Source organism: Cohnella panacarvi Gsoil 349, assembly GCF_000515335.1.
GTDB lineage: Bacteria > Bacillota > Bacilli > Paenibacillales > Paenibacillaceae > Cohnella > Cohnella panacarvi.
Genome location: NZ_KI911563.1, coordinates 4467471 through 4481271, shown reverse-complemented (window position 1 = coordinate 4481271; position 13801 = coordinate 4467471). Strand labels below are relative to the sequence as shown.

14 protein-coding genes are annotated in these 13801 nt (G+C 57.9%); all 14 read right to left on the bottom strand.

The window, feature by feature from the left end:
• Positions 1 to 8: 8 nt before the first annotated feature.
• Positions 9 to 410 (bottom strand): GPW/gp25 family protein, encoded by a 402-nt coding sequence (locus COHPA_RS0121375; RefSeq protein ID WP_027088187.1) that lies wholly within the window; start codon positions 408 to 410, stop codon positions 9 to 11.
• 24 nt (positions 411 to 434) lie between these two features.
• Positions 435 to 1163, bottom strand: a complete 729-nt coding sequence (locus tag COHPA_RS0121370; protein WP_084760871.1) for a phage baseplate assembly protein V — start codon at positions 1161 to 1163, stop codon at positions 435 to 437.
• Entirely contained in the window at positions 1163 to 2272 is a 1110-nt protein-coding gene (locus COHPA_RS0121365) for a phage late control D family protein (RefSeq protein WP_027088185.1), read from the bottom strand. The genes COHPA_RS0121370 and COHPA_RS0121365 overlap by 1 nt, the downstream gene beginning before the upstream one ends.
• Positions 2273 to 2280: 8 nt before the next feature.
• Entirely contained in the window at positions 2281 to 2907 is a 627-nt protein-coding gene (locus COHPA_RS0121360; protein WP_027088184.1) for a CIS tube protein, read from the bottom strand.
• A 27-nt stretch (positions 2908 to 2934) separates the two neighbouring features.
• Complete coding sequence (locus tag COHPA_RS0121355) at positions 2935 to 6267, bottom strand: hypothetical protein (RefSeq protein WP_027088183.1); 3333 nt, start codon at positions 6265 to 6267, stop codon at positions 2935 to 2937.
• A 337-nt stretch (positions 6268 to 6604) separates the two neighbouring features.
• On the bottom strand, positions 6605 to 7057 hold the full coding sequence (locus tag COHPA_RS0121350; protein WP_027088182.1) for a phage tail protein: 453 nt from the start codon (positions 7055 to 7057) through the stop codon (positions 6605 to 6607).
• A gap of 6 nt (positions 7058 to 7063) precedes the next feature.
• Positions 7064 to 7318: a DUF6760 family protein gene (locus COHPA_RS26360; RefSeq protein ID WP_211237911.1), complete on the bottom strand. Its 255-nt coding sequence runs from the start codon at positions 7316 to 7318 to the stop codon at positions 7064 to 7066.
• Positions 7258 to 7638, bottom strand: coding sequence for a hypothetical protein (locus COHPA_RS0121340; RefSeq protein ID WP_027088181.1), 381 nt, complete (start codon positions 7636 to 7638; stop codon positions 7258 to 7260). Before COHPA_RS0121340 ends, COHPA_RS26360 begins: the two co-directional genes overlap by 61 nt.
• Before the next feature lie 98 nt (positions 7639 to 7736).
• Positions 7737 to 8171, bottom strand: a complete 435-nt coding sequence (locus COHPA_RS0121335) for a phage tail protein (RefSeq protein ID WP_027088180.1) — start codon at positions 8169 to 8171, stop codon at positions 7737 to 7739.
• Positions 8172 to 8237: 66 nt separating this feature from the next.
• Positions 8238 to 9377, bottom strand: a complete 1140-nt coding sequence (locus COHPA_RS23965; RefSeq protein ID WP_027088179.1) for a phage tail sheath family protein — start codon at positions 9375 to 9377, stop codon at positions 8238 to 8240.
• Positions 9378 to 9539: 162 nt separating this feature from the next.
• Positions 9540 to 9950 (bottom strand): hypothetical protein, encoded by a 411-nt coding sequence (locus COHPA_RS26215; RefSeq protein WP_027088178.1) that lies wholly within the window; start codon positions 9948 to 9950, stop codon positions 9540 to 9542.
• Positions 9951 to 10100: 150 nt separating this feature from the next.
• Positions 10101 to 10901 (bottom strand): hypothetical protein, encoded by an 801-nt coding sequence (locus COHPA_RS0121320; protein ID WP_035119719.1) that lies wholly within the window; start codon positions 10899 to 10901, stop codon positions 10101 to 10103.
• Complete coding sequence (locus COHPA_RS25310; RefSeq protein WP_027088176.1) at positions 10898 to 11509, bottom strand: Pvc16 family protein; 612 nt, start codon at positions 11507 to 11509, stop codon at positions 10898 to 10900. Before COHPA_RS25310 ends, COHPA_RS0121320 begins: the two co-directional genes overlap by 4 nt.
• A 79-nt stretch (positions 11510 to 11588) precedes the next feature.
• Complete coding sequence (locus COHPA_RS0121310) at positions 11589 to 13775, bottom strand: ATP-binding protein (protein ID WP_027088175.1); 2187 nt, start codon at positions 13773 to 13775, stop codon at positions 11589 to 11591.
• Between the last annotated feature and the right edge of the window lie 26 nt (positions 13776 to 13801).

Genomic DNA, 13801 nt, shown 5'->3' with positions numbered 1-13801 from the left:
TCTCCCGGCTATTTCGTTCCTTCTTCCAAGTAGAACGGATATACCTGATTAAACAAGTTGTTCGTCGAGCGTACGACATAAGTAATGCCGATCTGCATACGTCCCGGCTTGGAATCGTCTTGCGTCACTTCGACCTCTACGTCCGTCACCCTCGGCTCCCACACCGTGATCGCCTGCCTGATGTCGCTCTCGAGCAGCCTAAGCGTCGTATCGTCCATCGTGCCGAACACGAAGTCGTTCAGCCCGCAGCCGAAGTCCGGACGCATGACACGCTCGCCTCTCGACGTCTTCAGAATGATGCGGATCGCTTCGGCGATATCTTCTTCGCCCTCCGACAGCAGCAACCGCCCGGTCGCCCGGTCCACTTGCACCGGGAACTTCCATCCCCGGCCGAGGAATGATGCGCTCATCGCCCGTTACCCCTTCCATCAACGTTAGTTGATCTTGACCATCGCGCCCTTGATCGTTACGATACCGCTCGATTTCAGCTCTACCGCGGCGTTGCCGGAGAGCGTAAGCTTCGCCGACGCCTCGACGTTGATCTGCGGTCCCTTGATCGTAACCGCCTTCGTCGCGTTGATCGTGATATCCCCGGTTTGCGTGATTTCGATTTTGCTCGTTCCGCATTTGACAATTACTTTGCCGCTCGAACCTCCGGTCACGGACACCTCTTGGTTGTTCGTCGACGTTACCATCTTGATCGTGTCCTTCTGGTCGTCGAACTCGATTTTGTGACCGTCCGGCGTCTTCAGCGTCAGCTTCGCGGCGGAATCGTTATCGTCGAAAATAACCTCGTGGCCCTTCTTCGTCCGGATTTTGCGAATTTTGTTCGTCTGTTCGTAGGTTGGCGGTTTCTTCTGGGAGTTCCACAGCGAGCCGATGACGAAGGGCTGGTTCAAGTGTCCGAGATGGAACGCTACGAGCACCTCGTCTCCGACGTCCGGCAAGAACAGCGTGCCCATCGCGCTACCCGTCATCAGCGATACGATCGGCGCCCAGTCCGTCTCGTGTTCGTTCTCGCGAACCGGAAATTTCAGCTTTACTCTCCCGAGCTTGTCGGGGTCGTTAATGTTCGTGACGGTGGCGACCATGACGCCGTTCACCGTCCCCGCGCTGCCCATCGATGGGGCGGACTCTTGTCCCATTGGGAAAAAGTTAGACATCAGATCGCGTTCCCTTCTACGTTGAATGTCGTCAGGAATCCCCTGTCGTCGATCGTATGGACGACGCCGCTAAGCACAAGCTTCTGATTGAACTTCGGCCCGAGACCTTCCAGCTTGATGTGCCTTCCGGCGCGCATTTCCGGGATACCGATGCATTCGCCTTGACCCGTTACAAGATCCATCGCTTTCTCGTTCAGCATCGAATTGGCCAGCGCCTGCGCCTCGGCTTGCGTCGCGACGTCGCTGTACACCGTCTCGACGAGGTGGCTTGACAGCGCGGCCATGATGTCCTTGCCGGTCTTGCCGTTCGTGCCGATAATGCTCACCGACTGGGAAGTCGCTTGGAAAGGCACTCGCGTCTTCGGATCGGTACCGCGGACGATCACTTGGCTCACCTGGTTCGAGATGTCCACGCTCGTCGAGTAACTTCTCAGGTTTTTGCCGTACATGAGCGTGACGACGTGAGCTGCCGACGGATTCGGTTTGCGAAAATACAGCTTCTGCCCAATGACGAAAAAGTCGTGGTTCGTTTCCTCCGCAAGAGACTTCAAGAAATGGAAGTCGCTCGTCTTTAATTGCTCGATCGTCGGCTTTGGCCTCATCGTATCGTCGACCGCCATTTGCAAGCCGTATTTTCCGCCGATGATCTTGACGACGTCGCTTACTTTTTTGTTCAGCCAAAGGTTGGACTTGACGCTTCTCATCATGAGGAACGAGCGGTCCATTCCTTGCACGGTCGCGGTCGGCATGCCGTCCGCCGGATAATCGAGCGAAATGCCCGTAATGATGCCGTCGAAAACCGTCTCCAGCTTATCCGTATAGCCCATCTTGATCGTGCATGTCTTGCCGACCTCGATGAGGGATCCGATCCACTTGAACTGGCGTGCCACGGCATCATAAGCGTTGTCCACGACGAACGTGAACGAATCCGCGCGCGCTTCCGTCGTCGTATCTACCTTGAGCATCGACACCGCGATGTTCTGCAGGGTGAAGCTCTGACCATCGATGCTGATATCGAACGCCGGAGAGAAAAAATTGCGGTACTTCGTCTCGAGCGCCTGCATCGTATACGTCGTCGTATCGAATTTGATCGTTGCGGAACCTGCCACGGTTAGCCTCACTCCAGCCTAGGAATAGTCAGCTTGCGTCCGACGGGCAGCTTGCGCGGATTATCGATCCCGTTCGCTTCGGCGATCGCTCGCCATTTGCCCGGGTCCTCGTATTCCGCCGTAGCGATCATCCATAGCTGCTCGTCCTGCTTCAGCGTCGTCTGCTTCGTTCGGTCCGCGCTTTGGCGAGGGACGTTCTGGTACTGCTCGGTCATCGACTGCACGGCGCGAAACGTGACGTTCAGCGTCGCGCGGACCGGAATGCCCGTGCCGAGGAACATCGTGAACCGTTGCTGGACTTTCTCCGCGACGCCCTTGAAGTCCAGCGATCCCCAGACGAACCGGCAGAGCGGAGGTGCATGCAGGTCGTTGTCTACGTTCAGCAGACCGGATATTTTGGCCGTATGCGTGCGGACGTCCGTACCTTGCTCGTACGTATCGAAGAACAGATCCATCGTCAGCGTCGTCGCCTCGCCGCTCACGAACTGCGCGATCGGCGATTGCAACCCCGGTATCGTATGCCAGGAGAACGTGTTGCCGGATTGCAGCACGTATTCGTTCGGATTGAACAACACGTCCACCGTCTCTTGCCCATTGCTCTTGATGATGATGACTTTGGCTTTAGTGAGCGACATGATCGCCGAACCTCCTCCCGATTGCCGTTAATACCCGCGAAGACGGCGTTCGAATTTCATCTTCTTCATTAAGGCCGCGTATACCCGATCCGCCAGTTGGTCGGGATTAAGCTGAGGCATCGCCTCGATGGCTTTCTGCAGCTGCTTGGCGTCGATATGCGGCGGCGCTTCTACCGTAACTGCGGCGGTCGCCGGTTCGGCCGGCGCGTTGACCGGCTGGGCAGCGTTACGCCTCAGTTCCATTGCGGCCGGGACCGATGCGAGATTGGGCTTCGCACTCGTCAGGCGCACATCCGATGGCCGCGTGCGGCGCAACGCCGCCGGGACTAGAGATGGTATCATGACGAGCGGATGCTCCTCCGGCTGGCTAGGCGCCGCGCTAGGGAGCGATTCCGAACTTGACAGAAGCTGGCGCGTCATCGGGTGCATCGGATGGGCCATCTGTGTCAATTGCGCCGTCTGTGTCAATTGCGCCGTCTGCACCCCATCTGCCGCTGTCCCATTCGCCGGTGTTCCTGTTCGGTTAGATGCGGACGATTGCGTTCTCGCGGCCGTCATGGAACGCAACGTTCGCGCGGTCCATTGTAGATTGACTTGCCTAGCGTCACCGTTACCGATCGTGGGTGCTGAACCGCGATGATTCGTCGCGGAAGCGAACCGGCTGGCCAATGGCGTAACCGCGCTCGATACGCGGATTGCCGCTGTCGGACGACGCTGAATGTCGCCGCCTGCCCTATCTCCTTGTTCCGGATTGTTCGGCGCGAAAGAACCGATGAGCCGATTCCGGAAAGTAAATCGTACTCTCGGAATTTGGCCCGAGCCGTCGGACACCGCCGGTTCGGCCCGGGAGAGGCGCGTCAATTCGGACGAACGATCCGACGATCCTTGCGCATCATTCTCGAATTCGCGTTTCGCGTGTTCCAACGGATGCATAATCGCCGGATCGGTTACCGGATGAAGCACGGATGACGAAGCCTCGTTAGCCGATATCGTCGGAGAGATCGCTGAGACGTTCGCAACGCTGACGTTAGAAGCGGGGTTCGACCCGCCCGTGTTCGGCCGCGCGGCATTCGGTTGTGTGGCATGCGGCTGAGTAGCGTTCTTCCGTGCGGTATGCGACTGCGCGGCATTCGGCTGTACGTCGTTCTGTTGTGCGGCAAGCGATTGCGCGACATTCGGTTGTGCGCCTTTCGACTGACGGGTCGCCGTTCCCGCTGGGTCTACATCCGTCCGGCTTGCAATCCGCCCGAGTACGGAGAGCCCGCGTCTCGAAGCGTGGACGATCATGCCTGTCGGCATTGCGCGCGACGCGGAAGCTGCGAATCCGCCCGGAGCGCCTAACCGAGCCTTAACGTTCGCGGACAATCGCAACATTCCTTGTCCCGGCGAAGTCCACGGAACGGCGCGCTTCTCCGATTGACCCGCAGTTGGCTTAGGCTTATACGACAAACCCTTGCTTCCGAATGATCCTTTCGCCAAACGCAGGTTTACAAGCGATGCGCTAGCAGACCTCTCGGGTCCGACCGGCTTGTTAGCCGACGAATCGCTCGACGAGACGGGATTCCCCCGAGGTCCGTTGTTCGACATGGAGTCTGCGGATTGACCGTGAGCCGGCTCACGGTTAACTGTCGAAGGATACACGCTCGCCGGAGCTGTCATGGCCTGCGCCAGTTCCCGTACGCTTCGTTCCGTGTCCTTATTCGCATCGTTCCCCGCATTTATTCCAGTCGTTCCGTTCGCTATGCGTTTGGCCGTTATGAACGTATTCGGGTTCGCGGCCGAACGCCTCAGAATCAGCTTGGAGGGGTACGATATACCGGTCTCCGCAGTCCCCGGCTCTGCGCGATTGCGCAGAACGAACGCTGAACCTAATCTTTCCGCTCGCGCGGACATTAGACGGACTGTCAATCCTAAATGATCGATCGTGCGCAACGCAATCGGAAACGCCGTCTCGGCAGGCAGCGCTTCCGACATCGTCACGGAAATGCGATCGATCGAAGAATCGACGCCTAACAGACGCTTGTCTACCGCCAGCTTATCGGTCGGCTCGCTCCCGCGCGCGGTTTCATTCTTACGCGCGAGCCCGGAATCGACCGGTCGAGCAGGCTCAGCGGCCCCCGTCACCGGCTGCTCGGCAGTTCCTGACTTTGATTCCGATTGCCGATGTGCATCCTGCCCCGATGCGGGCTCTCGGTGTAAGCTTTGCGCGTCCCGCGCCTCTTCCGGCTTGGATTGCGCTTCTTGACCGAAGCGTTGAACCTTCAGAGACTCTTGGACGCGATCAGCACGCTTATTCCCTTCGGCTGTTGTCTGCTTACTGGGATTAGGTGCAGCCATACGGGCGCTTACAGACTTCATCCGGTCCATCGTCCTCCGATTGATCAACACGACGGCGTTCCATTGACGCGACGCGTCATCGCGAGAGGAGATGGGGACGACTTGACGGACACCCGGCGACGATCGTTGTTTCTTTATTAGAATAGGTTCGAGAGAACCTCTGTTGGCCATATTCATGTTCCGGTCAGACCGCGAGTCGATAGAGTCGGCATACGATGCGAATTCAGACTTCTCCATAGATGCCGCGGCTTTCGCAATCGCGTCCGTGTTCGGGCTTTCGCTGCTCCGACCCGCTTCGTCTTCCAGCATCCGGAACGCAAACTCTCTTGCCCTCGATTGCCGCTTGAACATCGACTTGACGGCTTCATTGCGAACCCCGCGTTTCGCGAACGTCCGACCGAAGGCCGGCATAGCGCTACTCATCGAATCTCTCAAGGCCGGTGCTTTCGTCTGTTCGCTTTCCGCAATCTTGTTCCGTTGATGCGCCCCTTTCAATGCCGAATCGCTTGCGGGTTTTTCCCGCTCTACGATGAGTTCCCGCACGATCGGTTTCTGGCGTTCTGCGATGCGCTCACGCACGACCGGTTTTTCTCGTTCTACGATACGCTCGCGCACGATCGGTTTTTCTCGTTCTACGATACGCTCATGCACGATCGGTTTTTCCCGTTCTACGATACGCTCGCGCACGATCGGTTTTTCCCGTTCTCGCTCCCGATGCACGGTCGGCTTCGTCACGATTCCGTCCTTCACGACAACGCGTTCTCGCAGTACCCGCGTCTCCTGTAGCTTTACGATCTGCGCAGGTTGCGGCATGACGACCTGTACGCGAACGATCGTTGCCGGCTTAACGCTCAGCGGCTTCTTCTTGCCTGCCATGGACGAGCGATAGACGAGAAAGGAGCGGCCGCCCTGCGCGCGGCGTCGATTGGGTCCGTATTTACCGGCGATATCCGCCGCGAACATTGTTCGAACGATGATCGCGCGCGATCCGTTCGTATCGAATTTCGTATTCAACCGTCGCATGCGCGCTTCTCCTCCGTTCATCCAGATTAAGCATCTATTCGCCTCGGCGAAATAAGGCAAATCCGATCGAATAATAACAACCATTTGCAGTTAAATTACGTCGAATCGAATGCCAGCATCAAATAACGCATATACGCAGTTAATTCATGCTTCAGACAAGAAAAATACTGTTTTTGATTGAAATAAATGCAAATCGTTGTTATTTCTCACTCACTAAAGCCTAATCCCTAAAATAAATGCATATAGTTGTTATTTTTCAAGCTAATATGGATTGCCGGGATGAGGCGCAATGAATCGTATTTCTTGTGCCCGATTTCGGTTGCTGTATATTCCCGGCTTATGGCTTGTAAATCGCTTTGATGCCGTTATGAATAAGCTCAACGGCTTCGACGGCGACTTCGCTCGCCGACGCGTTAAGCGTCGGTCCCGTCCAGCGCACGGGGTATGCCTCGAAGAAATTCCATCGGCACAGCTCGGCGCCGTCCTGCTTATACAGAATGATCGAGCCGCTCTTGCGCGTCACCCTGCCTTGCGAGGATGACTCGTACCAGGACCAGAGCTCCTGCGAGGACGAGACGCCCCTGCGAAGCACGATCGGCGGCGTTCGCACGCCTTTCGGGAGCCGATGAACGTAGCCGTTCACGCCGCCTTCGCGAATTTCCTCGTATTCCGTTTGCGACTCCAACCCGGTTACCTCGGAGAATCCCGCAACCAGCAAACCGTCAAGCTCCACCGCGAATCGGTATGCGCCGATGATGCCGGAATTGCTCGCGTTAGCCGTACCCGCCACCACTCATCACCTCTTCCCGAACACGTCGAACACGTTGGCTTTGCTGTCCGGCTCGTCGTTCAGCTTCTTGTTGATTTTCGAAATTTCGTCGCACCACCTGCGCCGCTCGCGGTGGTCCATGTTCATAATGTCGTCATGGGCCCAATGAAAATAATAGGATATGAAGCCGACTTCCTCGTAGATCCGCTCAACCGGATAACTTACGAGAGGCCCTCCGTTACGGATAAAAAATCGACTTCCACCTCGTACTCGTGATCGCACTTCGGACAAGCGGTATGCAGCCTCGGCGGTTCCATGTCGTTGATATGGCGGTACAAATTTTGCAAGTAAGCAAGATCGGCCGTAAACAGCTTCTCTATCGTTTTCGTGTCTATATGCTTCAAATCTCCCAGACGCGTAACGACCCTTGCAAGCAGGATAATCGTCAAGTAGCCCGGATTCTGCTGTACGCGCGGGTCCTTCATCGGAAGAATTTCGTCCGCGGCGGTAGCCAGACGCATGACGCCTCGCTTATGGAGCGTGCCGTGATCGTCCACGAGGCCGCGGGGAAGCTCAAATTCGTATTCGGTTTCGAAAGCCATTGCGTCCGTTCCTCGCTTCCTGATAGATGTTTATAAACACAGAAAACAAGAGAGAGGGCCTCCCTTGTTCTCTGCATGAATTTGTCCGTACCGATTGCTTACGCCGTGCGGGTCATGCCTTCATGCGCGAGCTCGAGCAGCTCGATCGCGACTTCCGCGCCGGAACCGTTGAAGCTAGGCGCCGTGTAACGCGTAGGCCATGCTTCGATGACTTGCCACGTCGCGACGTCTCCGCCTTCTTCGTCGATCGCGATAATGGTGACGGTTTTGCGTTCGATCGTGCCCTCTAGGCACTCTTGAACCCACTCCCACAGTTCCATCGATTCCGTCGCGCCCCACTTGAGCGTGATGTTGCTATAGCGAGCCAAGCCCGGAAGCTTGCGCGGGGTAATGACGTCGTCTCCCTCGCGATATTGCACCACGTCGAACGAGGCGTCGAAGCCGGTAACCTCGCTGAATCCGGCTTGCTGAAGTCCTTCGATCTCGACGCGGTACCTAAAATTGCGGTATGGATCATTGCGTTCGCCTGCCATGGATATCCCCTTCCGTTCCTATTGTTAGGCCCGTTCATCGGGCGCCGATTAGTTCCGTGAAACCGATTATTCCGATCCCGTCTTCTGCGTAATGCGGAATACGACGAACTCGGCCGGTTTGACCGGAGCGATGCCGATGACGCAGATGAGGCGGCCGTTGTCGATGTCGTCCTGAGACATCGTCGTGCGGCCGATATCGATGTAGAACGCCTCCGAAGCGCTCGTTCCCATCAACGCGCCGCCGCGCCATACGCGCGTAAGGAACGCGTCGATCGTACGCTGCACGCGCGCCCACAGCTGTTCGTTGTTCGGCTCGAAGACGACCCAGTTGGTGCCGGCTTTGATGGACTCTTCCAAGAAGATGAACAGTCGGCGAACGTTGACGTATTTCCACAGCGTGTTCGAGCTTGCCGTTCTTGCTCCCCATACGCGAATGCCTTGGCCCGTGAACGAACGGATCAAGTTGACGCCGATCGGGTTCAGAATATCTTGCTCTCCTTTGTTGTACTGCACGTCAAGTCCGACGACGCCGCGCAGCACTTCGTTAGCCGGAGCCTTCTGCACGCCTCTTGTCGTGTCGGAACGGGAGTAGATACCCGCGATCGTACCGGATGGTGGAACGAAAATATTGCGCTTGTCGAGCGGGTCGAATACCGACAACCACGGATTGTAAAGCGCGCAATAGCTCGAATCGAACAGGTTGCGGTGCGTGATAACGTCAGCGACTTTCGTCTTCTCGCGAGGAATATCCAGAATCGCGAAGCGGCTTCTCAAGTTCTCGCAATGCGCCACGAGAGACAGCTGTACGTTCGGATCCGTGATGCCCGGAATCGCCATCAGGCTGACGACGTCGTTGTCGATGAACGATTGGATGCCCGTGCGGCGGCCAGGTCCGCGGTCTTCGCCGATGAAATCGGAAGGCGCGATGCCGGATACGGCGCCGTCGCTTCCGCCCGCGAGGACGAATTCCAACTTGCCGGACGCACCTAGTCCCGTTACCGTATCGAACGGCGCGACGGCATCCGTGGAAATGGTTCGAGCGGCGATCGTAACGATGTTCGAACGGGCCGCTACTTTGTCCACGTAGCTCGGTGCTTCAGGGTTTAGACTGACTCTCTCGAACGTCTCCAGCTCATCGCCATAAACGACGTTCAAAGTGAATTCGCAAGTCGACAACACTTTGGTCGGCAGCAGCGCGTTGTCCACGATGTCGCCGGAAAGCTCGCTAGCGAGCTCGATCTCGTTGTCCTGTACGCTAATGACGCGATTGTACTGAACGTCTTCGCCGTCGTTGAACGCGACGACATCGCCCGGATAGAAACCGCCGGCGTTTTTGACGCGGTACCGCTTGCCCGCAGCCGCGTAGATTTACGTCTTCGCTTTGCTGGCATCCGTCACGACGACTTTGATCAAGTTGCCCCAGGAACCTGGGTTCTTCGCTGCAATGGACAGCGCCGAAGCTTCTCCGCCTTCATTGGAGGACGGTTTGGCATCGGCCGGCGCGACGCGCATGACGTAACAGCGCGAACCGCCGTTCGTGAAAAACTGGTCAACCGCGTACGCCAAAAACCGATATCCGCCGTATGCGCTTTCAGACAAATAAGATCCGAAATTGCGCTGGAAATCGGCAGGACTGGTGATCAGAAGCGGCAACCCTTCTACCGGGCCTCTTTGAGCAAGACCGATAAAGCCTGCCGTGCTCGTGCTTACCCCTTCTAGCGGCTTCGAGCCGCTTTCGAACTCTTCCACGTATACTCCAGGCGACAAATACTCTGCCATGTTTCCCGGCTCCCCCTATGTACGTTATGAATATGTATGTATCGCTTGCTGATCGCAGGTCGGGCTCGCCAGTTCCTCCTCTCTGGAATGAACTTTATATTTTCGTCGGCCGATCGCGGCGTACCGTTCTTGCCGACGTCATACACCTATTCATGCTTTCAAGTCCGGGAACTGGCGTACTTCGCCGCCGCTGCCCGTGAAACTCGCTTCAATCTTTCTGCCGCCCAGCCTAATTTCGACGAAAGTCTGGAACTCGCTTGGGAGGACGCCCCGGAACGGAACCGTTACGATGCCGTCGGCATCGCTTCGGGTTGCGGCCGCGATCAACAGCCGTTCTCCGCGAGACCAAGTCCGCTTCAAAGGCGTCTCAAGCGCGACATCTTCTCCGTTGCCCGAATAGTCGGCGAATTCCGATACTTTCGCCCAATCGGCCGCCCCGGATTTGCCGCGAACGACGAAGACGTCGCCCGGCATCAGCTTGATCGCCGCGGGCGTTATGCGGATGGACGGCATGCCGCTAACGGCCTGATCTTCGGCTATGCGGCCGCAGATCGCGCGGTCGTCATCCACGTACGCGTATACTTCGGCATCCTTGACCGGTTTGCCCGTCTTCTCGCCGACGATCCGAAAGCGCAGACCGGAGGCGGCCGCCGGCGCCGAACGGAATCTGCTCGGCATGAGTCCCGCGGTTATAATCGGAACTCCGGCTCCAAGCGCCATCTCGCGTTCGTAATCGAGATATTGCGGAGACGTAACGGTCACGGTGCAGCGGTCGTACGGATAATCGAGGAACGCGTAGCTTCCGTCGCTCGTGCGCATCGGCGCGCGGTTGTGGCCGCGAATGGCTACCCGAATCGACGACGCCGAAGGCGGAGCGCCGGACCACAAGTCGACCGCTCTGACGACAAGCGAGCATCGGTTGACGAACGTTGTCGACTCGTTCCCCATCATCCGTCCCTGCCTTTATCCTGCAGCGTGATCCGTCTTTCGACGACGCGCGGCCCCGGCTTCACGCGAGTCGATTCCAGCAGGACGGGACCGACTCGGTACATCATCGACAGCTTGTACGGCGAATCGCCGAATTGCCAGGCTTGGGCAAGCTGCTCGTTCGAATAGCTCTCCGATGCGATTCTCAATTCCTCTTGATTATCCGCGAGAGTACCTTCCAGATATGGCGCGCGAAGCAAGGCGTTATCATATAGCACCTGCATCGTGCGTCCGAGAATCCGATGCTCGTCCAACGCTCTCGACAATACGTCCGCCGCGGAATGCGCCGTAATCATATAATGCAAATCTACGGCGAGCGGCGGGAATTTCAGCACGCCGCCTTGCGCTTGCAATTCGTTGCGCCTCGATTCGCCGTTCTCCCTCACGCTGAACAAATAGAGGGATAATGCAAGATCGGCCTTGTCGACCGGGGAAGCGATGCCGATTAACTCAGGTCTCGGAACCGGATCGGGACATAGCTGCTCTCGAAGCAGCTTAAGCAAGCTGGAACCGGTGTCCGCTATAACGGTGTAGCCTCCGATGCCGATCCCTCCCTCGCTCGCTTTGGTCATCGTTCGATGAAAACATTTAAATTTCAAGCTTATTCTATTATAACTACCAAAATTCGCCTTGACTACGTCATTGTTCGTTTCATTCCGCGAAATATGGAAAAAAAGATTCTTTTACTAGGATTTTCCCCATCTTGCGAAGTTCCTGACGGGCTGCTTTCACGAAATGTTCCATTCCGATCGGCTTCAGATCGGCCGATGCCAAGAAAGCTGATGCAAGAACGATGTTTTTCAGATACCCCCCGGACACCTCGAGACGTTCCGCCAAAAAGCGCAGATCGAGATCGTTCGATACCGGGGCGGCTTGCGGCAAGTGATTGCGCATGATGCGTTCCCTCTCCTCGATTCCCGGAAAAGGAAACTGAACGATATAGGTCATGCGCCGGATTAGCGCTTCGTCCATGTTGTTGATCAGGTTCGTCGCCAGGATGGCGACGCCGTCATATGCTTCGATCCGTTGCAGCAAATACGCCGCTTCCATGTTGGCATACTTGTCGTGCGCGTCCTTGACCTCCGTCCGTTTGCCGAACAGCGCGTCTCCTTCGTCGAAGAACAGAATCGCGCCGCTGTTCTCCGCTTCGGCGAACAGCTCGCTGAGCCGTTGCTCCGTCTCGCCGATGTACTTGCTGACGATCCGCGACAAGTCGATGCGATACAGCTCGAGCCCGAGCTCTCCTGCGATCACTTCCGCGGCCATCGTCTTGCCCGTTCCGGGAGGACCGGCCAATAGCAGGCTGAGCCCTCTGCCATACGGCAGCTTGCGGCCGAACTCCCATTGCTCGAATACGGTCTCGCGGTTTCGGAAGCGATTGCAAGCTTCCCCGATGAGTGCCAGCGGTTCCGGCGGCAAGATCAGATCGGCCAGCTTGCGCGCGACTTTGATCGGATCAGCCAGTTGGGCGAGGCGATGGCGGTATTGCTTGCGGCAAGCGATCTCAAGCTCTTCGGACGTCGGTGCGTCTCCGCCCCTTCCGGCGGCGAGCGCCTTCGCTTGTCGCCACGCCTGACCGATCTGGCCGGGCGTAAACCTGTATTTGTCCGCTAGCGACTTTAACAATCCGGCGGACTTGCCGGCCCACTCCTCGCGCTCGGTAGCTTCGGCCCGCCAGAATATATCGCGCACCGAAGCATCCGGCGGCTCGACCGCTTCTTCGTACATGACGCATCCGGGAGGAGTCGGGATGTCCGACGGCTGCCGCTTCGCGATCGACGTCCATCCGACGAGCGGGTACGCGGCGTATTTCGCGTAGACGGCAATAGCGGATCGCCATCCTTCCGCGTGCTTCGGAGCGGTACCCGGAGCATGCGCGGCGGATTCGGACACGCATAGAACGGCATCCGTCAGCACGGCTTCTCTCGCCGCCATATGCAGCAACTCCGACGCGCGCGCCGAATCCTCGGGCAGTCTGTCGGCATGAACGACGAGCAGCGTCTGCCGCCTGGCCGACGCCACGCGCCGCAATCGCAGCTTTTTGCCGCCTCCCGCCTGTCCCCACAAGTGAACGAAAGGCACGGCGCCGTCCAGTAACTCCGGATCGCCAAGTCCTCCGAGCGCCGCTTCGGTCCGATCCGCGAACGGAATCGGCGGGAGCTCGTTCATCGGCAGCGCCTCGTGCGCCTCAGCGATTCCCGACAGCCTGCCGTCGACCTTCTCCGTGCCTAGCAGGAAGCTGATCGCGCGCTCGTCGAGCCGCAGCGGCGATGTGAGGCCGGCACGTTCCGGATAAAGCTTCTCGCCCGCCTTATCCAGCAACAAAGCGCGGAGAGGCGCGTTGCCGCTAAGCGCCGCGCGGGCGGCGGTCGCCTCGCTGGCGTTATCGCACAACAAACGCAGCGCCAGATCGAGCGTCGGCGCCTTGTTCGTGACGTCGTCGTTCAGATAGGCGTACCACTTCTCATACTTGCGGTGCAGTTCCGGCGCCGCGCAGAGCACGAGGAATCGTCTTTCCCAAGTCGAAAGGCGGAGCGATCGGCATAGACGCAAAATAGGCAGGTCGACGCCGTCGTTCCAAGCGCTGGCCGCGCGCTCGGCAATTCGCCGCTCCAGCCCGCGCCGGCGTTCCGCGTACCGTTCCCATATTTCCCCCGTCGCCTCGGATCTAGCGGCGAGTTCCGTCGACGTCACGACGAGCCCCTTCAATCCTGCTTGAGATAACGGGTCCGCATCCGGCTTGCCTCCGCCGAGCAGAAGCAGCGCCTCGAGACCGGCATCCAGCCACTCAAGCTCCGCTTCGAGATGCTCCCGCCCGTCACGAAATCCCGTCGTCATGTCGCTAGTTCCCCCTTCGCTGTCCG